Source organism: Rhodococcus sp. 11-3, assembly GCF_023704055.1.
In the GTDB taxonomy this organism is placed as follows: Bacteria; Actinomycetota; Actinomycetes; order Mycobacteriales; family Mycobacteriaceae; genus Rhodococcus; species Rhodococcus aetherivorans.
On sequence record NZ_CP080406.1, the window covers coordinates 525,184 to 545,470 of the forward strand.

19 protein-coding genes are annotated in these 20,287 nt (G+C 70.7%); 9 read left to right on the plus strand and 10 right to left on the minus strand.

The features are described from left to right. Positions 1-23 precede the first annotated feature (23 nt). The gene (locus tag KZJ41_RS02345) at positions 24-779 is read right to left on the minus strand and encodes an IclR family transcriptional regulator (protein ID WP_050034460.1); all 756 of its coding nucleotides are present in this window, start codon (positions 777-779) and stop codon (positions 24-26) included. Beyond that, on the minus strand, positions 776-2,197 hold the full coding sequence (locus KZJ41_RS02350) for an APC family permease (protein WP_044476308.1): 1,422 nt from the start codon (positions 2,195-2,197) through the stop codon (positions 776-778). The genes KZJ41_RS02345 and KZJ41_RS02350 overlap by 4 nt, the downstream gene beginning before the upstream one ends. Before the next feature lie 446 nt (positions 2,198-2,643). Between KZJ41_RS02350 and KZJ41_RS02355 the strand changes: the two genes are divergently transcribed. The 8 genes from KZJ41_RS02355 (at position 2,644) to KZJ41_RS02390 (ending at position 11,393) form a co-directional block, all read left to right on the plus strand. After that, positions 2,644-4,149 carry an aldehyde dehydrogenase family protein gene (locus KZJ41_RS02355; RefSeq protein ID WP_006943134.1) on the plus strand — a complete coding sequence of 502 codons (1,506 nt, stop codon included), beginning with the start codon at positions 2,644-2,646 and terminating at the stop codon, positions 4,147-4,149. Positions 4,150-4,357: 208 nt separating this feature from the next. Further along, the gene (locus tag KZJ41_RS02360; RefSeq protein WP_161997231.1) at positions 4,358-5,839 is read left to right on the plus strand and encodes an APC family permease; all 1,482 of its coding nucleotides are present in this window, start codon (positions 4,358-4,360) and stop codon (positions 5,837-5,839) included. Beyond that, entirely contained in the window at positions 5,836-7,782 is a 1,947-nt protein-coding gene (locus KZJ41_RS02365; RefSeq protein WP_102799485.1) for a primary-amine oxidase, read from the plus strand. The genes KZJ41_RS02360 and KZJ41_RS02365 overlap by 4 nt, the downstream gene beginning before the upstream one ends. Positions 7,783-7,787: 5 nt before the next feature. Then, complete coding sequence (locus KZJ41_RS02370) at positions 7,788-8,279, plus strand: hypothetical protein (protein WP_006943141.1); 492 nt, start codon at positions 7,788-7,790, stop codon at positions 8,277-8,279. Then, positions 8,276-9,148: a polysaccharide deacetylase family protein gene (locus tag KZJ41_RS02375; protein ID WP_006943143.1), complete on the plus strand. Its 873-nt coding sequence runs from the start codon at positions 8,276-8,278 to the stop codon at positions 9,146-9,148. The genes KZJ41_RS02370 and KZJ41_RS02375 overlap by 4 nt, the downstream gene beginning before the upstream one ends. 117 nt (positions 9,149-9,265) lie before the next feature. Further along, positions 9,266-9,952 (plus strand): cutinase family protein, encoded by a 687-nt coding sequence (locus tag KZJ41_RS02380; RefSeq protein WP_006943145.1) that lies wholly within the window; start codon positions 9,266-9,268, stop codon positions 9,950-9,952. Beyond that, positions 9,949-11,166, plus strand: coding sequence for an RIP metalloprotease (locus KZJ41_RS02385; protein ID WP_102799484.1), 1,218 nt, complete (start codon positions 9,949-9,951; stop codon positions 11,164-11,166). Before KZJ41_RS02380 ends, KZJ41_RS02385 begins: the two co-directional genes overlap by 4 nt. Before the next feature lie 89 nt (positions 11,167-11,255). Beyond that, positions 11,256-11,393, plus strand: coding sequence for a hypothetical protein (locus KZJ41_RS02390; protein ID WP_006943148.1), 138 nt, complete (start codon positions 11,256-11,258; stop codon positions 11,391-11,393). A 10-nt stretch (positions 11,394-11,403) separates the two neighbouring features. On the opposite strand, the gene KZJ41_RS02395 is transcribed toward KZJ41_RS02390, so the two are convergent. From KZJ41_RS02395 to KZJ41_RS02430, 8 genes are all read right to left on the minus strand, one after another. Further along, the gene (locus KZJ41_RS02395; protein ID WP_102799483.1) at positions 11,404-11,874 is read right to left on the minus strand and encodes a RidA family protein; all 471 of its coding nucleotides are present in this window, start codon (positions 11,872-11,874) and stop codon (positions 11,404-11,406) included. After that, entirely contained in the window at positions 11,864-13,462 is a 1,599-nt protein-coding gene (locus KZJ41_RS02400; protein ID WP_251550070.1) for a gamma-glutamyltransferase family protein, read from the minus strand. Before KZJ41_RS02400 ends, KZJ41_RS02395 begins: the two co-directional genes overlap by 11 nt. Then, a complete protein-coding gene (locus tag KZJ41_RS02405) occupies positions 13,459-13,815 on the minus strand; it encodes a non-heme iron oxygenase ferredoxin subunit (protein WP_102800412.1) in 357 nt (118 codons plus the stop codon). The genes KZJ41_RS02400 and KZJ41_RS02405 overlap by 4 nt, the downstream gene beginning before the upstream one ends. Positions 13,816-13,857: 42 nt before the next feature. After that, positions 13,858-15,312 carry an aldehyde dehydrogenase family protein gene (locus KZJ41_RS02410; protein ID WP_251550072.1) on the minus strand — a complete coding sequence of 485 codons (1,455 nt, stop codon included), beginning with the start codon at positions 15,310-15,312 and terminating at the stop codon, positions 13,858-13,860. 1 nt (position 15,313) lies between these two features. Next, the gene (locus tag KZJ41_RS02415; RefSeq protein WP_251550074.1) at positions 15,314-16,537 is read right to left on the minus strand and encodes an NAD(P)/FAD-dependent oxidoreductase; all 1,224 of its coding nucleotides are present in this window, start codon (positions 16,535-16,537) and stop codon (positions 15,314-15,316) included. Continuing rightward, on the minus strand, positions 16,534-16,917 hold the full coding sequence (locus KZJ41_RS02420) for a Rieske 2Fe-2S domain-containing protein (protein ID WP_006943159.1): 384 nt from the start codon (positions 16,915-16,917) through the stop codon (positions 16,534-16,536). The genes KZJ41_RS02415 and KZJ41_RS02420 overlap by 4 nt, the downstream gene beginning before the upstream one ends. An 83-nt stretch (positions 16,918-17,000) precedes the next feature. Continuing rightward, positions 17,001-17,720: a TenA family transcriptional regulator gene (locus KZJ41_RS02425; protein WP_006943160.1), complete on the minus strand. Its 720-nt coding sequence runs from the start codon at positions 17,718-17,720 to the stop codon at positions 17,001-17,003. Positions 17,721-17,905: 185 nt separating this feature from the next. Continuing rightward, entirely contained in the window at positions 17,906-18,355 is a 450-nt protein-coding gene (locus KZJ41_RS02430) for a heme-binding protein (RefSeq protein ID WP_006943161.1), read from the minus strand. 254 nt (positions 18,356-18,609) lie between these two features. Here KZJ41_RS02430 and KZJ41_RS02435 point away from each other — a divergent pair, with 254 nt between their 5' ends. Further along, positions 18,610-20,283 carry a CdaR family transcriptional regulator gene (locus KZJ41_RS02435; RefSeq protein ID WP_102800410.1) on the plus strand — a complete coding sequence of 558 codons (1,674 nt, stop codon included), beginning with the start codon at positions 18,610-18,612 and terminating at the stop codon, positions 20,281-20,283. Positions 20,284-20,287: the final 4 nt, after the last annotated feature.

Genomic DNA, 20,287 nt, shown 5'->3' on the forward strand with positions numbered 1-20,287 from the left:
GGACCCCGATATGGACGTCCCGTTCAGGTCAGCAGGGGCACGAGTTGCTGCGCGTGCTCTCGGAGTGAGTCGAGGTGGCGCAGCAGCAGGTGCTGATGGTCGATGCTGCCGGACAGGACCAGGCCCGCGACGAGGGTGCCGGTGGCGGAGCGGACGGGAACGGCGAGGCACGCGGAGTCGTCGCGCAGTTCGCCGAACTGGGTGGCGAAGCCCCGGTCGCGGATCTCCCCGAGGTGACGGAGCAGGTCGCTGCGCACGACGATCGTGCGGCCGGTGAGGGCATGGGGTTCCCACCGGGGGAGGACGGTGTCGAGGTCGATCTTCTCGGCGAGCAGCAGCTTGCCGACGGCGCTCGCCTGGAGGTGCCGATTGAGGAGGGCCTCGTCGGCGCGGGGTGGATATTCGGGGTCGGCGTCGGCAAGGCGGAGCGCCGTGTCGGTGTAGTAGAACAGGTGGACGCCGAAGCGGACGGTCAGCCGAAGTTCGGTGAGAAGGTTACGTGCGGCTGTGCAGACGGTGGGGACGACGGCCGCGTCGACCAGTATGCCGATCTTGCGCCCGAGTGCGAAGCCGGACAGATCGGGTAGCCGGACGACGTAGCCTTCTCCGGCGAGCAGGTTCAGGAGCCGATAGGTGGTCGCCGGCGGCAGGGAGAGGTGTGCGGCGATGTCCTTGGCGGTGACCCCGGCCCCGGCCCGGGCGACTTCCTCGAGGACACGCAGGGCGCTGATCACCGCTTTCGGCTGCCGCCCCGACAGGGTTCCGTCCACGGGGCTCACCGCCGCACCTGCCAGGGGCGGTGCCGGCCGAGCAGATCGGCGGCGACGGTCTCGTCGTAGACGCCTATCCGGTCCGCGACGTCCGGGGCGCGCCGCACCCGGACCGCGAGCAGCGCGCCTCCGAGGAGCATCAGGACCGCGTACACGGCGGTCATTGCGCCCGCCACGTAGATCCCCGACGCAGCCGCCCACACGATCAGCGCCACCAGGCACGTGGCGGTGAGCGCGCCGATGACCAGCGGCAGACGGGTCAGCTCACCGATCCGCCGCAGGAACGCGGGCGTAGCGACGCAGAGGAGGATGTAGGCGAGGACGTACCCGTGCGCCGAGAGGGCCAGCAGCCCGATCAGGACGTCGCGGTTCGAGCCGGTCGCCGCCAGAAAGACGACGGGCACGACAACGACGACAGGCATCGCGACGGCCAGGGCGACGTGCGGCGTGTGGAACCGGGCGTGGGCACGGCCGACGACCGCCGGGGCGACGCCCTCGCGGCCCATCGCGAACAGGGTGCGCGACAGCGCGGTGGTGGAGCCCATGACGCACGCGAACCACGACGCGGTGATTCCGAGTTCCATCAGGACCGACAGCACCGCCGAGCCGCTCCCGGCGGTGTCCGGGAGGGTGAGCACGATCCGGAGCGAACCGACTCCTTCCCTTGCGGACTCCGGCAGCTGCATCGTCGCGGCGAACACGTAGAGCGCCGCGAGCACGACCGGCGTCCACCTGATCGCGCGGGGCACGCTGATCAGCGGGCTGTGGGCTTCACGTGCCACCGTTCCGGCGCTCTCGAAGCCGACGAACGAGGTGATCGCCAGCAGGAGCGCGAAGCCGATCGCGGATTCCGAACCGGTTCCGGTCGGCGCCGAGGGCGGGTCGCCGTCCCGGACGGACACGGCGAACGCGATCACCAGGACGACCGATGCGGCGACGATGGCGAACGCCTCGACGCCCAGCATGATGCGGGCGGAGAGCTGGACGCCGCGGACCATCAGCAGCAGCGCGACGGCGCCGACGACGCCGACGAGCACTGCACTCGTCGCCGCTCCGGCCGGCAACCCGATCCGTTCGAGCAGCGACGCCAGATAGCTCGCTGCCCCCACCGTGCTGGCCATGGCGGCGGCCGCGTAGCCGATCAGCAGCGACCATCCCCCGGCGAAGCCGAGGCGGGGGCCGAGACCCTTCACCGTGTAGCTGTACAAGCCGCTGACCGCGACCATGCGGGTGGCGAACTGCCCGATGCAGTATCCGACGGCAGCCATCAGGACGGCCGCCGCGACGAACACCGGGATCGCCGCCCGCCCGGCTTCGGGGATGACGAGAGCCGGCAGGGTGACCATCACCGCGGACGGGGCGACGGCCGAGACGGACTGTGCGAGCACCTCGAAGAACGTGAGGCGTCCGCGCTCGAGGCCGGCCACCGGCGAACTACTTCGGATCTGTGGTGTACCGGACACCTTGCACCTGCTTCCACACTCGCCAGGGGACGTCGAGCGTCTGCCGCCGGACGATCCCGTGGGGTGCACGGTAGCGCAGGCACGCAGTGCGCTGCACCGATCGCACATCAATTTTCGGTCACTCGAATGAGAACGACGGGCCGTCCGGCGCCCGATCGGGCGGGGCCGGCGGTGCTCGTGCGGCCGTCACCTGGGCTGCGGTCGAGAAGTCGAACGAGAATCGGGAAACGGTCTGGGCCGCAGTCGAATGAGAATCGGACACCGCGCAATTTCCATCCGGAATCGGGGGTGACTCCCGCCACATCGTGTGGTTATCGTGGGTTCGGGTCACAGCGACGGATACCGGCGGTTCTGCGTCGAAACGACTGTACCCGAGTCTTTTTCGCTATCTCTCACGAGTCGGAGACATCATGACTGCAGTTGCGCAATCCGCCACCGGCCTGCTTCCGGAGGTGGTCGACTTCCTCTCGTCGCCGAAGCAGATGCTGATCGGCGGCCGGTGGGTCGAGTCGGCCTCGGGCCGGCGGTTCGACACGGTCGACCCCGCCACCGGGCAGGTGCTGACCACGGTGCCGCACGGCGGCGCCGAGGACGTCGACCGGGCCGTCGCCGCTGCCCGCCGGGCGTTCGAGGAGGGGCCGTGGCGGCGCCTGACCCCGGCCGAGCGCCAGCGCATCCTGTGGCGGATCGGCGAGGGCATCCTGGCCCGGGCGGACCAGTTCGCCCAGCTCGAGTCCCTGGACAACGGCAAGTCGGTGGTCGTCGCGAAGGCGGTCGACGTCACCTGGGCGGCCGAGATCTTCTTCTACTACGCCGGTTGGGCGACCAAGATCGAGGGCCGCACCGTCCCGGTGTCGGTTCCGTGGGCTCCGGGCGCACGTTTCCACGCGTTCACCAGCCGCGAGCCGGTGGGGGTGTGCGCCCAGATCGTGCCGTGGAACTTTCCGCTGGTGATGGCCGCCTTCAAGCTCGCCCCTGCGCTGGCGTGCGCGAACACGCTGGTGCTCAAGCCTGCGGAGCAGACCCCGCTCACCGCCCTGCTGCTCGCCGAGGTCGCCGCCGAGGCCGGGGTGCCCGACGGCGTCGTCAACGTGGTCACGGGCTTCGGGGACGCGGGTGCGGCCCTGTCGGCCCATCACGACGTCGACAAGGTCGCCTTCACCGGCTCGACCGAGGTCGGCAAGAAGATCGTGGGCGCCGCCGCCGGGAACCTGAAGAAGGTCTCGCTCGAACTCGGCGGCAAGAGCCCCCAGGTCGTCTTCGCGGACGCCGACCTCGAGGCCGCGATCCCCGGTGTCGCCGGCGGATTCCTGTTCAACCACGGTCAGGCGTGCACCGCCGGGACGCGGTTGCTGGTGGAGGATCGCATCTTCGACGAATTCACCCAGGGCGTAGCGGAATTCGCCCGGTCGCAGAAGATCGGTCCAGGACTCGATCCCGCCAGCGATATCGGCCCGCTGATCTCCGAGGAGCAACTCGGCAAGGTGACCGGTTACCTCCGCGCCGGCCTCGAGGACGGGGCTCGTGCCCTGACCGGAGGAAAGCGCCACGGCGACAGTGGCTTCTACGTCGAGCCGACGCTCCTCGTCGACGTGCGCAGCGACTTCGGTGTGTACCGGGAGGAGATCTTCGGCCCGGTCGCCGTCGCGGTGCCCTTCAACCGGGAGGAGGGAGTTCGTGCCGCCGCCAACGACACCCCCTACGGGCTCGCGGCGAGCGTCTGGACGCGGGACGTCTCCCGGGCCCACGAGGTCGCCGCCGAGATCAAGGCGGGCACGGTCTGGATCAACTGCCACAACGCGTTCGACACCGCACTGCCCTTCGGGGGATACAAGCAGTCGGGCTGGGGGCGGGAACTCGGTGAGGGGGCCCTGGCGGAGTACACCCAGACCAAGTCGGTCAACATCGCACTGTGACCGGTCGGGCGGTGCCCGGCACTGTGTGGGCACCGCCGTCCGTACCCCTGCCGGGCCGAACGAGAACCCGGCCCCCCGCCCTTCTCGTTTGCCGTCGACGAACCGTGACGCCGCGGTGACCGCACCGACAACGTCCGGGCGCACGCTTCTTCCGGCGGTCGGCACCGACATCGCCGGCGCACTCCCTCTCCCGAAAGTCGAAGCACCGATGACCCTCAACGCTCGCGCACACGAACCCCCCACCCACCGGTTGTCCGGCAGCCTCGGCCCCGGCGCCGTCGTCTTCATGGTGGTCGCGGCCGCGGCCCCGCTGACCGTGATCGCCGGCACGGTCCCACTCGGTATCTCCGCCGGAAACGGGGCCGCGTACCCCGCTTCGTACATCGTCTGCACGGTGGTCCTGCTCTTCTTCGCCGTCGGCTTCACCGCGATGGCGAAGCACGTGCCCGGGGCGGGGGCGTTCTACACCTTCGTCACCCACGGACTCGGCCGGCACGTCGGACTGGGTTCCGCCTTCCTGGCGCTGCTGTCCTACACGGCGGTGCAGGGTGCCGTCTACGGATACCTCGGCGCGGCCCTCGGCGACTTCGTGACCTCGCACGGCGGTCCCGAGTTGCCCTGGTATCTCTGGGCTCTGATCGTTCTGGCGGCGGTCGCGATTCTCGGCTACCGCCACATCGACCTGTCCGGAAAGGTCCTCGGGGTCCTGCTGCTCTGCGAGGTCGGCATCGTGCTGGTGATCGATGCAGCGGTGATCGCCCGTGGCGGAGCGGAGGGTCTTTCCACCGCCGCGCTACGCCCCTCCGAGTTCTTCTCGGGCGCACCGGGAATCGCCCTGATCTTCGCTGTCGCCGGCTACATCGGCTTCGAGGCGACCGCGGTCTTCCGTGACGAGGTGCGCGATCCGGCCCGGACCATTCCGCGGGCCACCTATCTCGCCCTGGTGGTCATCGGTGGCTTCTATGCGCTGTCGAGCTGGGCGCTGGTCAGCGCGTGGGGCGACGAGGGCGCCGTCGTCCTGGCCACCGAGAACCCCGAGGGCATGATCGTCGAGACCGCGACCCGCTACGTGGGAGCGGCGGCGGGGGATGTCGTGCAGGTGCTCCTCGTCACCAGTCTCTTCGCGGCCCTGCTGTCCTTCCACAACGTGCTCTCGCGCTACATCTTCTCGCTCGGCAACAGCGCGGCACTGCCGGCGCGATGCGGCCGCTCGCACGTACGCCATGCCTCGCCCTACGTGGCCTCGATCGTGCAGACGGTCTCGGCCCTGGTTCTCGTCGTGGCCTCGGCCGTCGGCGGACTCGATCCCGTCACCGAGGTCTTCGCCTGGTTCGCCGGCGTCGCGTCCGTCGGCGTGCTCGCCCTGATGGCGCTGACGTCGATCGCCGTCCTCGTCTTCTTCCGGCGATCCCGGGCCGACACCCGGCCGTGGCCCACGCTGATCGCGCCGGTGCTGGGTCTCGCGGGGCTGAGCGCTCTGCTCGCGATGACGATCGCGAACCTGCCGCTGCTCGTGGGCGGATCCGGCACCCTCGCCGCCGTCGTCGGCGTGCTTCTCGCCGGGGCGTTCGCGGGCGGAACGGCCGTGGCCGTTCTCCGCCCCGACGCTGCACGACATCACCACCATTCCGGCGGCGTCGCGCCCGCCGCCACGACCGAAACCGAGATCGACAAGGAGATCGCCCGATGAGCACTGCCACCACGAAGTTCACCGAAGCGGCATCGACGCCCGCACCGGACCACCCGCTCACCCCTCTGACCGCCGACGAGATCACCGCAGTCAAGGAAACGGTATCGGCGGCGGGGCTGGTAACCGAGCACGTCCGGTTCGTCTACGTCGGGCTCGAGGAACCGCACAAGTCGACGGTCCTGGCGTTCAGGCCGGGGGAGCACATCGAGCGCCGTGCCCGCGTCCTTCTCCTCGACCGTGCGACCGGGGCGGGCTCCGATCACGTCGTGTCCGTCACCGAACGCAGGATCCTCAGCACCGTCGCCGTCGACGCCGCCACCGAAGGGCATGTCCCGATCCTCGACGAGGAGTTCGAGGACATCGAATCGTTCCTCCTGTCCAGCTTCGACTGGATTGCGGCGATGGCTGCGCGCGGCATCGATCCGGAGAAGGTGCGCGCGGTTCCGCTGTCGGCCGGGGTGTTCGGGCACGAGGACGAGGTGGGGCACCGGATCGTCCGCGTGCTCGCGTTCCACCAGGAGGACGAGGCCGACCTGCCCTGGGCACATCCGATCGACGGGGTGGTCGCCTACGTCGACCTCACCGAGCAGCGCGTGGTGAAGGTCGTCGACGAGATCACCCTTCCCGTGCCGGCCGAACGCGGCGAATGGGACGCCGCTCCGCACGCGAGGCCGGCCCGCACCGACCTCAAGCCGATCGAGATCATCCAACCCGAGGGGCCCAGCTTCTCGGTCGAGGGCAATCGGATCACCTGGGCGGACTGGACGTTCCGGTTCGGGTTCGACGTACGCGAGGGCCTGACCCTGCACCAGTTGTCGTTCTCCGACGACGGCGTGCAGCGGCCGGTGATCTACCGCGCATCCATTGCCGAGATGGTCGTGCCCTACGCCGACCCGTCGCCGGTGCGGTACTGGCAGAACTACTTCGACCAGGGCGAATACCTGTTCGGCCGCTACACCAACTCGCTGGAACTCGGGTGCGACTGCCTCGGTGAGATCCGGTACTTCGACGTCACCATCGCCGACGAGAAGGGCGACCCGCGGGTGATGAAGAACGCGATCTGCCTCCACGAGGAGGACTACGGCGTCCTCTGGAAGCACACGGACATGTTCAACGGCATGACCGAGACCCGCCGGTCGCGCCGGCTCGTGATCTCCTTCTTCCTCACCATCGGCAACTACGACTACGGCTTCTACTGGTACCTCTACCTGGACGGCACCATCGAACTCGAAGCCAAGGCCACCGGCATCGTCTTCACCTCCGCCTACCGCGGCGAGGACGGGTTCGCCACCGAGATGGCGCCCGGGCTCGGTGCGCCGTTCCACCAGCACCTCTTCTCCGCCCGCCTGGACATGGCGGTCGACGGCAACGTCAACACGGTCGAGGAGGTCGACGCCGTGCCCGAACCGATGGGACCGGACAACCCGTGGGGTAACGCGTTCCGCTGCCGCAAGACCACCCTCACCACGGAGGCCGACGGGCAGAGGCTGGCCGACAATACCAAGGCCAGGGTCTGGCACATCACCAACCCGACCAAGCAGAACCGGCTCGGGCGGAACGTCGGATACGCACTGCACCCGGAAGGTCAGCCCGTGCTGCTGGCGGATCCGTCGAGTTCCATCGCCGCCCGCGCCGCGTTCGCCACCAAGCATCTGTGGGTCACGCGGTACGACCCGGCGCAGCGTTATCCGGCCGGTGACTTCGTCAACCAGCATCCGGGACAGGCGGGACTGCCGACATTCGTCGCCGGCAACCGGAACATCGAGGGCGAGGACCTGGTGCTGTGGCACACCTTCGGGCTCACCCACTTCCCGCGCCCGGAGGACTGGCCCGTGATGCCCGTCGACTACGCCGGGTTCACGCTGAAGCCGGTCGGGTTCTTCGACCGGAACCCGGCCCTCGACGTTCCGGCCGGCACGTCGAAGCACTGCTGCACGGACTGACGGGCATGTCCACCACGGTTCCGGAAGCCGCCCGCCGCACCACCACCACGTGGTGCGGCCGGGCGGCCGCCGCCCTCGCCGTGTCGGCGGCCGTCCTGCACGCCGGCTCGCTCGCGGAGCACACCCCGTCGCCCGGGTCGGCGGCCCTGACCCTCGTCATGGTCGCCGGATGCCTCTACTGCGCCCGTCACCTGTGGATGCGCGGAGACCAGCGGGACTGGATCCTGGTCACCGTCATGAACGTCGCGATGATCATGGTGCACCTGACCACCATGAGCCCGGACCGGGCCGCGGGCGGCCACCACGGGCACGCTGTGCCTCCGGTCGCCGGTGCAGCGGCGGGCGCCTCGATTCCCCCTCTCATGGCGGCCGCGCTGGCGGTCGCGGCCGCGGAGGTCCTCCTTGCCGTGAGCGTCGTGTTCCACCGCACCCGGCGGGGGATGGACCCGGCGACCGCAGCGGCGCGGCCGAGGTGGAGCGGCACACTGTCCACATGAACATCCGGTTCCGGCGCGGATCGCTCGTCGTCGCGGCGTCGATCCTGGTCGTGACGGCCTGTGGTTCCGGCCCGCCCGACGAGCCGCCCGAAGCCACCGCGACGAGCAGTCCGACGTCGGAACCGGCGACCACGCCGCCCGGGCCCCCGTCCCCGGCTCCGGGGCCCTCCGCGACCGTCCCCGTTCCGCCGTCCGGTCCGGAGCCGACGCCGGTGCCTCCGGCCGGTGTACCTGCCGCCCTGCGCGGCATCGACCTCGAACGGATTCCCACCGAGGAGAAGGTGGTGGCGTTGACCTTCGACGGTGGAGCCTCCGACACCGCGGTCTCCCGCATTCTCGCCACGCTCGCCCGCTACGCCGTCCCGGCGACGTTCTTCGTCACCGGTGATTTCGCGCGGACGTATCCGGACCGGGTCCGCGCCGTCGCCGCCGCCGGGCACGCGGTGGGAAACCACAGCAACACCCACCCCTCCTATCCGGATCTGACCGACGAGCAGATCAGGGCCGACCTCGCGGCGGCCGAGAACGCCATCACGGCACTGACGGGTCGCCCGGCCGTGCCGTTGTTCCGGTTTCCCTTCGGTGCTCGCACCGACGCCGACATCCGCGTCGTCAACGGTGCCGGCTACGTGCCCGTGCGCTGGACCGTGGATTCGCTCGGCTGGAAAGGCACGAGCGGTGGTCTCGACGCCGCGGCGGTGACCGAGCGGGTCCTCGCCGCGGCCGCGCCCGGCCAGATCGTTCTGATGCACGTGGGCGCGAACCCCGACGACGGCACGACCCTGGACGCCGATGCGCTGCCGGCGATCATCGACGGTCTGCGGACGCGGGGTTACGGTTTCGTGGATCTGGCCGATGTCGTCCGCTAGGCCCCCGAGTTGCACCGCATCCGCGTGTTCGATTTGCGGACTTCACGATCACTGTGCTTACTTATGAACGCGGTCGGGAATCGTTGGGGTGGATCCCATGGCTGAAGGACGGTTTCGATGATCCTTTCCGCTGTCCGGGTCGCGATCGTCGGCGCGCTGACCATCGGCTCGATGCTCGGTGCCGTCTCGATCGCCCATGCCGACCCGTCCCCGGCCTCGTACTGTGCGCCGACCGTGGTGCTCGCCGTCGACGGCACGAAGGGCCCCGAAACGCCGGATTCGATCGATCCCGAGAGCCCGCTCAACTCCTACACGGATCAGTACCGCAACAGCCCCGACTTCGCGGTGCGGCACGTGCGGTATCCGGCGGGCATGGTCGCCGGGGTGTTCGGCTGGGACACGTTCATGGACCAGTCGGTGCAGATCGGCGTGCAGAATCTCTGGGCGGAGATCGGCCGGACCGAGGCCGCCTGCGGGCCGCGCACGCGCTACGAGCTGTACGGCTACTCGCAGGGAGCGATCGTCGTGCGCAGGGTCGCGATGGAGATCGACGCGGCGGCGCCCGTGCACGACGACGGCACCGACCTGCAGGACCGGGTGCGGGTGCACCTGATCGCCGACCCGGCGCAGGGCCGGCCCGCGCAGTACGCCGGCCCGCTCGTCCCCGGCATCACGCTGCCCCAGCCGGCGGGCGAGTTGCGGCACATCCCGGTCACCACCGAGTGCCTCGAGGGCGACATGATCTGCGACCCGGAGGGCAACGTCACCGGGTACATCCGCGAGCACGCGACGTATCACCCGTGACGTTCGCGCTGGGCGTCGTGCTCTTCGCGCTGGGGGTCGCGGTGTCCGTCGCCCTGCACGAGGCGGGCCACCTGTGGGCGGCGCGGCGTCTCGGGATGAAGGTGCGTCGCTTCTCCCTCGGGCGTGGCCCGATGCTCTTCTCCGTCCGGCGCGGTGAGACCGACTACGGGCTGGGACTGATCCCGGTGGGCGGGTTCTGCGAGATCGCCGGCACGACCGCGCTCGACGAACTGACCCCCGACGAGTACGATCGCGCCCTGTATCGGCAGAAGACCTGGAAGCGGCTGGTCGTGATGTCCGGCGGCATCGGCATGAACTTCCTGCTCGCCGGGGTCCTCGTCCTCGTGCTCGCCGTCGGGTGGGGGCTGCCGGAGCTGCATCCGAAGGTGGTCGTCGAGTCCGTCGGATGCGTCCCGTCGTCGCAGCGGCCCGGCCCGGGATACGGCCTCGCCGCGTGCGACGGCCCGGGACCGGCCGGGGCCGCGGGGATACTCCCCGGCGACGCGATCCTCGCCGTCGACGGCGAGGGCGTCACCCGGTTCGGCGACCTGGTCGGAAAGATCTGGGACAGCGCAGGAGTCGTCGAACTGACGATCGAACGGCACGGCCGCCGGCTGGTGCTGCTCGTCGCGACCGAGCAGGTGCAGCGATGGGTGGTCGACCCTCGGACGGGGGACGAGCGCTCGACGGCCGTCGGTGCGATCGGAGTATCCGCGCGCCCGCCCGCCGGTCCCGTGCGGTACGACGTGGTGACCGCGGTGCCCGCCGCCCTCGCATTCACCGGCGACCTCGCCGCGCTCACGGCGCGCACGGTGGTGGACATGCCGACGAAGGCGGCGTCGCTGTGGCGGTCGGTGACCGGCGGCGAACGCGACGCGGACACCCCGATCAGCGTGGTGGGGGCCGGATCGCTCGGGGGCCGGGCCGTCGAGCGGGGCGCCTGGGAGTCGTTCGTGCTACTGCTGGTGAGCCTGAACCTCTTCGTCGGCCTGTTCAACCTGCTGCCGCTGCTCCCTCTCGACGGCGGGCACATGGCCGTGGCGATCTACGAGGGTCTGCGGAACCGGGTGCGCGCCCGGCTGGGCCGGCCCGGCGGAGCGCCGGTCAACTTCGTGAAGCTGCTGCCGGTGACGTACGCGTTCGTCGTCGTCGGTGGGGCCTTCATGCTGCTCACCCTCGCGGCGGACATCGTCGCCCCGGTTCGTCCGGCCTGATCCCGGCAAACTTCGTGGAACTTCCCGCAATTCGACCGAATCGGTCTCGCCCCGTTGCGCATGCGGGGGCGAACCGCTTCCATGGAGTGATGCCGCGGTGGTGTTGGGACGAGGACGAACCGTTGTTCGGAGACGTCGAGTCGCCGGTCGGAGGCGCGACCATAGCGGGCCTGTCCGCGCTGATCGCACTCGTCGCGCTGGCCGTGATCGGGCCGGCCCTGGTCTGATCCGCGGTCGTCAGTGCGCGCCGGGTCCGTCAGCGACGTGCGCGGTGACGGCCACCTCGACCGGCGCGTTGCCGGGAAGCAGATAGACCCCGATCGCGCTGCGGGCGGGCAGTGACGCCGGGCCCAGCGCGCGTTCGACGACCTCCGATGCGCCGTCGGCGACCGCCGAGAGCTCGGTGAAGCCGTCGGCACACGCGATGTACACCACCATCTCGACGCACCGGAACATCGCACCCGGCGGCAGCACCGAACGGACCGCGGCCAGGGCGTTGCCGGCCGCGAGGCCCGCCGCCTCCCGGGCGACGGCCGGGTCCACGTCGCCGCCGACGCGGCCGGTGACGGTCAGCCGGCCGTCACGGCGCGGGGTCATCCCCGCCGTGTGGACGGTCGAGCCGGACAGCACCGCGGGTACGTAGCGGCCGCGCGGCCGCGGCGGCTGCGCGCCGATCGCTGCCCGGCCGATCGCCTGTTCATTCGACACCGAGAGCCACTCCTTCCTGACGGGGATCGCTGCCGCCGCTGAGCACGCCGCGGGGATCGAGAGAGATGATCTGGGCGCTGCCCTCGGCGCCGAGCGGTTCGAGGGTGCGCACGTCGTGCCCCATCTCGGACAGGGCGGTGCGGACCTCGGGCGGGACGTCGGCCTCGATGCGCAGCTCGGCGGGGTCGCCGAGCACGTTCGCGTCGGAGCCGGGGAACACCGTGAACCGGGGTGCCGACACCGCCTCCTGCGGATCGAGCCCGTGGTCGAGGAGGTGCGAGAGCAGCTGCATGTTCCATTGCACCTGCCCGTCCCCGCCGGGGGTGTTGCCGACGTGGAGCAGCGCTCCCGCCTCGTCCGTGACGATCCAGGCATTGAGGGTGTGCAGCGGCTTGCGGCGGGGCCGCACCTCGTTCGGATGCCCGTCGATCAGATACGCGCCCCGCCCCAGCCGGTTGTTCAGGACGATCCCCGTGCCGGGCACGGTGAACTTGGCCCCGAAGGTGAACGCCAGCGAATGGATGAAGCTCACCGCGCGTCCGTCCCGGTCGACCGTCACCAGCGAGGTGGTGTCTCCGCCGGCCACCGTGAACGCTCCGGCAGGCGCGGTCGCCGACAGCCGGTCGCGGCCGGCGCGGATGTGGCCGGGATCGAGGATGCGCGCGGCACCGTCGTTGTCGGCGCTGCACCAGCGCAGCCGGTCCTCGAACGCCGTCCGCGCGGCCCGGGCCATGCGGTCGATCGCCGCCGCGCTCAGGAGCGGGGAGGACCCGACGACGCCGTCGCACAGCGCCGCCTGGTGCAACACCATCCACCCGGGGGTCGGCAGTGGGGTCTGATGGATCACCGCGCCGGCGTACCGGCCGGACAGCGCCTGCTCCGGCGTCACCGTCCCGGTTGCGACCCATTCGTCTCCCGAGAACGGGGCGCCCGCGTCGCGCAGCGCGGCGACGCACCGCTCGGCGAGCGACCCGGTGTAGAACGACGCCGGGTCGTGCGCGAGTTCACGGATGGTGCGCGCCAGGTCGGGTTGCGGCAGCCGGTCACCGACGAGCGGTACGAGACCGCCGTCGACGTACACGGAGGCCAGCCCGGGATCGCTGCGGACGGCGTCCAGCGCCGACCGCACGTCGTCGCGGGTCTTGGCCGAGCAGGGCAACCCGTGCTCGGCGAGGCGCGCGGCCGGTTCCCACAGCTCGGCAAGGCTGCGGGTGGCGCCGCGCCGGTGCAGCGCCGCGAGCGCGGCCGGAGCGCCCGGCACGGCCACCGCGAGGGCGCCGTCCAGCGGGATCGCGGCCAGCCCGCGGTCCCGGTAGAAGTCCGGTGTGCCGCCGTCGGGGCCGTAACCGCTCCCCCCGACCGTCCAGACTGTGCCGTCCGGTTCCCGCACCACGGCGAATGCGTCCCCGCCGAGGCCACACTGGCCGGGCAGGGTCAGCCACGTGGTCGCGGCCATCGCCAGCGCGGCGTCGACCGCGTTGCCGCCGTCGGCGAGCACCCGCGCCCCGGCCTGGCCGGCCAGCGGGTGGCTCGAGGACACCATGCCGCCGGTCGACAGCGTCGCCGGACGGACTCGCCGCGCTGTCATGCCTGCCGGAGCCGGCGCCGGCGCGGACCCTCCGGCGGCTCGGCGGGATCGATGCCGACGAAGATCTCGCCGCCGCGCTCCTCGACGGGATAGGTCTTGATCGGCTCCGTGGCGGGAGGGCAGATGGGTTCACCGGTTGCGAGATCGAAAGCGCTTCCGTGGCAAGAGCATCCGATTCCATCCTGCACGAGCTTGCCGGACGAGAGCAGGCAGTCCAGGTGTGAGCAGTAGTTGGATGTCGCGTAGGCCTTCCCGTCCAGCCGCGAGATCGCGAACTCGTAGTCGCCGGCGTAGAAGCGGCGGACGATGCCCTCCGGCACCTGCCCGGAACGGGCCACTCTCTTGAACTCCATGGTCATCCTCCAGGCATTGGGATCTGCTCCGACCGCGGGCGGTCAGGCGACGGGGTCGATGTAGACGGTCTTCTCGGATTGGTAGAACTGCATCAGCGTCGGCCCGGCCTGTTCCTTGAACGTCTGGGTGCTCGACGCCTTGTACCCACCGAACGGAGCGTTCATCGCCATGCCGTTCGTCGGCTGGTTCACCTTGACCAGGCCGGTGCGGGAACGGGCGACGAACTGCCCGGCCCGGTCGAGATCGCGCGTGACGATCGCCGCGCTCAGGCCGAACGCCGTGTCGTTGGCCAGCGTGACGGCCTCGTCGAACGACGACGCCCGCTGGAACGCCAGCACCGGACCGAAGATCTCCTCGGTCAGGATGCGCATGCCCGGCGCGGTGTCGGCGAACACCGTCGGGCGCACGAAGAACCCGTCGCCGAATCCGGTGTCGTCGCAGCGGGTTCCGCCGCACACCAGACGGGCCCCTTCGTCCTGCCCGACGGCGACGTACTCGAGGAACTTGTCCAGCTGGCCGCGGCTGGCGAGCGGACCCATCGACGCCCCCGCCCGCAGGCCCGGTCCGACGGTGAGGGCCTCGGCGCGGGCGACGACCCGCTCGAGCAGGGCGTCGTGGATGTCGTCGATCGCGACGACCCGGCTGGTGCCGGTGCAGGCCTGTCCGGAGAGCCCGAAAGCGCCCTTGACGATCAACGCGGCGGCGGCGTCGAGGTCGGCGTCGGCGAGGACGACGACGGGGTTCTTGCCGCCCATCTCGAGCTGTACCCGCCGGTCCGGGCCGATGCCACGATGGATGGCCCGGCCCACCTCCGTCGATCCGGTGAAGGTGACGGCCGCGACGCGTTCGTCGGCGACCACCGCGGCCCCGGCCCGCCCGCCGCCCTGCACCAGCGCGATCGCCGCCGGGGGCAGTCCGCCGGCGAGCAGCGCCTCGACCAGCCGCTGCCCCATGAGCGGGGTGATCTCGGACGGCTTGAACAGCACCGGATCTCCCGCGGCGAGCGCCGGCCCGAGCTTGCGGGACGGGATGTTCAGCGGAAAGTTCCAGGGGGTGATGGCCCCGACGATGCCGATGGGTTCGCGGACGGTGTAGATCATGGTGCGGCCGGCGGCCGGGTACGTCGCGCCGGTCGCGCGCAGCGCCTCGCCCGCGTAGAAGCGCAGGTTCATGGGGGTGCGGCTCACCTCGACGGTGGCCTCGGCGCGCGTCTTGCCCTCCTCGCGGACCAGTTCCCCGACGAGCGATTCCCGTCGCTCCTCGAGGTGCCGGGCGGCGGCCTCCAGGACGGCGGCCCGGCGCTCCGGTGGGGTGGCGGCCCATTCGGGGGCCGCCTTGTCGAGTGCGTCGACGGCGATGCGCACGTCGGTGGCGTCGGAATCGGGGAACGTTCCGATCAGGTCGGTGGAATCGGCGGGGTTGCGTCGTTCGAAGGTGGCGCCGGAGACGGCCGGCACCCACGCACCGTCGATGAAGTTCAGTCCTGTTACGGCCACCTCAGCTCACCACCTGTTCGCCCAGTTCCCACAGGTCCACGTCCGCGTCGGCGAGCTGGTGCGCGCCGACCGTCCGGCCGACGAGTTCGCGGGCGGCCATGATGTCCTCGCCGCGGTCCATGGCGAACGCCGCGGTGAGCACGTCGCCGGCGAGATAGAAGACGGTGAACTCCCCCGAGCGGGCGTCGCCGCGCACGACGAGTTCCGTCGTCCCGGAGGATGTTCCGGTGAACTGGATGTTCGTGTCGTACTGGTCCGACCAGAACCAGTGGGCGTCGTCGGCGAGCGAGGTGCGACCGACGATCGTGTCCGCGACGACCGCGGCCTGCCGGTTGGCATTGTCGAAGTGCTCCACCCGGACTCGGCGGCCGGCGCGGTCGGAGAAGCGGTTCGCGACGTCGCCGGCGGCGTGGATTCCCGGTACGGCGGTGCGGCCCACGGCGTCGACGACGATGCCGTTGTCGGTGTGGAGTCCGCTCGCGGCGGCCACGGCGACGTTCGGCGTGATGCCGATGCCGACCACGACCACGTCGGCCTCGATCGTGTCGCCGGTCGTGGTGCGGACCCGCACCCCGGCCTCGGAGGTCGCGACGGAGTCCACGCCGACGCCGGTGCGCAGATCGACGCCGTTGCGGCGGTGCAGGTCGGCGCAGAACCCGCCGACCGTGGCGCCCAGGACGGAACCCAGCAGGGCGTCGGCGTATTCGAGGACGACCACGTCGACACCGAGACCGCGTGCCGTTGCGGCGATCTCGAGGCCGACGAATCCGCCGCCGACGACGACCAGGCGCGCACCGGGGGTCAGCCGCGGGGCGAGGGCGACGGCGTCGTCGAGCGTCCGCAGGTAGTGCACGAGATCGGGGCGCGTCCCGGAGGTGGGGATCGTGCGCGGGCGTCCCCCGGTCGCGAGGATCACCGCGTCGGCGGCGACGGACCCACCGTCGAATTCCACGCTGCGCGAGGCGGTGTCGACGCGCCGTACCGTGACACCGGTCCGGATGTCGATATCGTTGTCGGCCAGCCACTTCGGTGTGAGCAGGGAAAGGGAGGCGACGGGTTCCCGGCCGGCGAGGAACTCCTTCGACAGTGGCGGCCGCTGGTAGGGCGCGTGCGGTTCGTCGCCGAGCAGGACGATGCGGCCGTCGAATCCGCGGCGGCGCAACGTGCGTGCGGCGACCGCGGCGACCTGGCCGGCGCCGACGGTGACAACGGTGCGTACGGTCATGACGAACTCTCCTCTTGCGAGCCGGGAACGACTCGGCGCGGGGCCGGATCGAGATAGACGGTGTCGCCCTCGACGGTCACGGGATAGGTCGGCTGGCAGAGATCCTGGTCCTCCTCGTAGCCGGTTTCGAGGTCGAACCGCCACTGGTGGCCGGGGCAGATGACCCGCCCGTGCAACAGGGTGCCCTTGGCGAGCGAGCGGTCCTGGTGGATGCACAGGTCGGCGAACGCGTACACCCGGTCGTTCGCGTGGAACAACGCGATGCCGACGCCGTCGACCTCGACGCGCAGCTTGCGCCGGCGGGTCAGCTCCTTGACGGTGGCGACGGCGACCCTGTCGCGGGTCGACCCGGGCGGGGCCGAGGCGGCGTCGGTGGACATGATTCTCCTTCGATCGGGGATGGCCGCCGGGACCGGTGCGGGAGGGCCGAGCGGTGGACCCTCCCGCGGTCCGGTCACGTCGGTCAGGCCGGAGCCAGCTCGAGGTCGGGAGCGACGTACGTGTCGTACAGGCCCTTGGTGTACGAGAAACGCATCTCCGCGCCCCAGCGCACGAGCTGCAGGCAGCGCTGCTGCAACTGCGGGGTGTCGGCGCAGTCCAGCACGATCTGGTACCCGCGTTCGCCGTGGACGACATCCGAGGTGATGTGCAGGTCGAAGAACTCGATCTCGTCCTCGGTGAACCCGTACACCTCGCGCAGCGGCACGATCTGCTTCTTGTAGATGCTCGGCACCTGCGACTCGAGACCGACGACCAGGGCCGCGGTGGCGACCACGAAGTGCTCGCGCTGCGAGACCGCGTAGCACCACGCCTGCAGGCCGCGGGTGACGGCGTTCATGTTGTTCGGATCCTCGACGCGCTCGCGGGTGGTGCCGCACGCCTCGGCGAACTTGATGAGCAGGTCGGTGTGCCGGATGTCGGCCAGCTCCTCCTCGTACATGTTCTGCAGGGTGAAGTCCTTGGCGTCGGTGAACGTGTCGGGCGTGTTGGAGTAGATGTTCGCGAGGTAGTCCGCGAACGGGCCCACGTAGTGGTAGTGGTTCTCGGCCCACCGGGCGAAGTGGTGCTTCTCGAGCTTGCCCTCGGCCCAGGCCTTGCTGAACGAGGCGTCCTTGGCCTCGCGGCCCTTGATCGCGTTCTCGAGTGCGGCGCGGAACTCGTCGCGTCCGAGCAGTTCGGTCATGGTGGTTTCCCTTTCACGCTGTGTCGTGCGGTCGGGCTGGGGTTGATCCGCGACGTTGCGGAGAACGATCGAAATCGGCTGAGTGAAAGCCTGTTCCGGTCGGTTTCGAAACTAGTGCCGGCGTCGGGGTGCGGCCACGGCCACACTGACCGGAATGCGGCGCCGGCGGGGGTCGAAGTGCACAGTCAGTGCGCCACCGACGCGGTGATCGCCTCGAACTCCGCGAGCATCGCCGCGCCGACGGCCTTGTCCTGCTCGCCGTTTCCGCCGCTGATGCCGACGGCGCCGACGATCTGGCCGTCGAACACCAGCGGGAAGCCGCCGACGAAGATCGCGAACTTGCCCGGCAGCATGTGGCTGATGCCGAAGGCCTCGTTGCCGGGCAGGGCCGGCCCGTTGGGCGGTTCGTTGAACAGGTGCGTGGCGCGTTCGTGGCCCGCCGCGGTGAACGCCTTGGCCATCGCGATCTCGACACCCGTCAGCCGCGCACCGGGGAGGCGGTGCAGGGCGATGACGTTGGCGCTCTCGTCGCAGACGCACAGGGTCTGCTTGACGCCGATCTCCTCCGCCTTCGCGCGGCCGGCAGCGAGGAGGGGGAGCGCGTCGTCGAGGGTGATGCGATGAATTCGATGCATGGGTCTCCACTTTCGGTCTGCGGGAGTACCGGCCTGGCGGAGCGGGAAGCGAGGGTCCGGCCGGTGGATGCGTTTTCGCCAGTGGGCTATTTCTAACAGGGATGCGGCCACGGAGGGACGGTCAGAATCACCCGTACCCGACACAATTCGTGTACAAGTTGCACATCGCCTGCGGACCTTCGACTCTGGTACTTGATGAAAAAGGTGCACGTCGTCCCTCGCGCCGGCGCCCCGCTCGCAGAAAGCAGGTCGACATGGAACCGAGCCCGCGCCTGACCGTCCGGGGTCTGCTCGACGAGTCGCTGATGACCGGGGCGCGGATCGCGTCCGGGCACACCGCCCTCGACCGCGCCCTCACCTGGGCACTGCCGTTCAGCGAGGTCATGGGCCGATTCGACGACCTCGATGCCGTCGCCGTGTACGCCCGTCCGGAGGCGCTCGCCGGCAACGTACACGCCGTCGCGGCGTTGGCCGCGCGCGGCGCCGCCGCCCTCGTCGTGGACGGCTCGCTGCCCGCGACGACCGCGGAGTCGCCGCTGCCCGCGGGACTCGTCGTCCTCGAGCTGAGCTTCCCGATCGGCTTCGCGGCGCTCAACCGCCTCCTGGCCGAGCGTGCCCTGACGCAGGAGGTGCACGTGATGCGCTACTCGTCGCACGTCCACACCACCCTGGCGGGGCTGCTGCACCGGGGCGCGGGCATGACCCTGCTCCTCCGCGAGGTCTCGGCCCTCGCGCACCATCCCGCCGTCGCGCTCGACGCGCGCGGGCACGTCGTCGCGGTCCACGGCCTGGACTCCGCGACCACGGACCTCGTCTCCGACCGGCTTCCGCGGGCGCTGGCCGAACGGCAGGGCGCGGAGACCACGAGTGGATCCGGACACGGCCACGACACCCGGGTGGTGGAGCTGTCCGGCGATTCGGGACGCTGGACGTGCACCGCCAGCCCCATCCGCCTGGGCAAGCGGTTCGAGGGCTGGGTCGCGGTGCTTGCCGCCGGTCCCGGCCCGGGCCCGCACGAACTGGCTCAGCACGCGGTCGTCACCGAACAGGCGACGGCGATCATCGGCTCGGAGATGTTGCGGCAGCGCAGTGTCGACGAAGCGGAGGAACGCGCCCGCGGGGACTTCGTGCAGGCGCTCGTGCACGGCAGCTTCACCAGCCAGCACGACATGCAGGCGCGGGCCGGGTATCACGACATCGATCTGACCTCGACGTTCGCGGTGTTCGTCGCGGCCGGGCACGCTCCGGACGCCGGGGGTGCGGGCGTCGAGGGCTCGGGGAGCCTGCTGCGGCTCGCGCGGTACGCGGCGAGCGTGCTGCCGCACCCGGCGGTGCGGTCCTACGTCACCGTGATCGGGGACGTCCTCGTCGTCGTCCGTTCGCTCCGGTCGCACGACCGGCGCGACGTCGAGGCGGAGATCGAGAAGTATGCCGAGGCCATGGCCCTGGACCTGGAGGACCGGCGCGGCCGGCCGGTGCCGGTCGCGCACGGCGCGCCCGCCGTCGGCGCGGACGAGATCCGGGAGAGCTACCGTCAGGCCCGGGTCGCCCTGGGAATCGGGCAGCGGCTGGGCTTGTCCGGCGCCGTCTCCTACCGCGACCTGCGCGGCTACGGCGTGCTCGAACTCGTCGCCGAGACCGACCGCAGCCGCCGCCTGGTCCGCGACGTGCTCGGCCCGATCCGCGCCGGAACCGACCTGCACGACACGCTCGTCGCGTACCTGAGCGCGGGTGGCAACGTCAACGCCGCGGCGCGGGAGCTCAACGTGCACCGGAACACGATGCTGTCCAAGCTCGATCGCATCTCCCGTGCGCTGTCGATGGACGTGCGCCTGCCGGAGAACCAGTTCACGGCGTGGCTCGCGATCCGCCTCGAGCTGCTGGACCATGTCCACACCGCCGTGGACCGCGAGATCAACTACCGCTGAACAA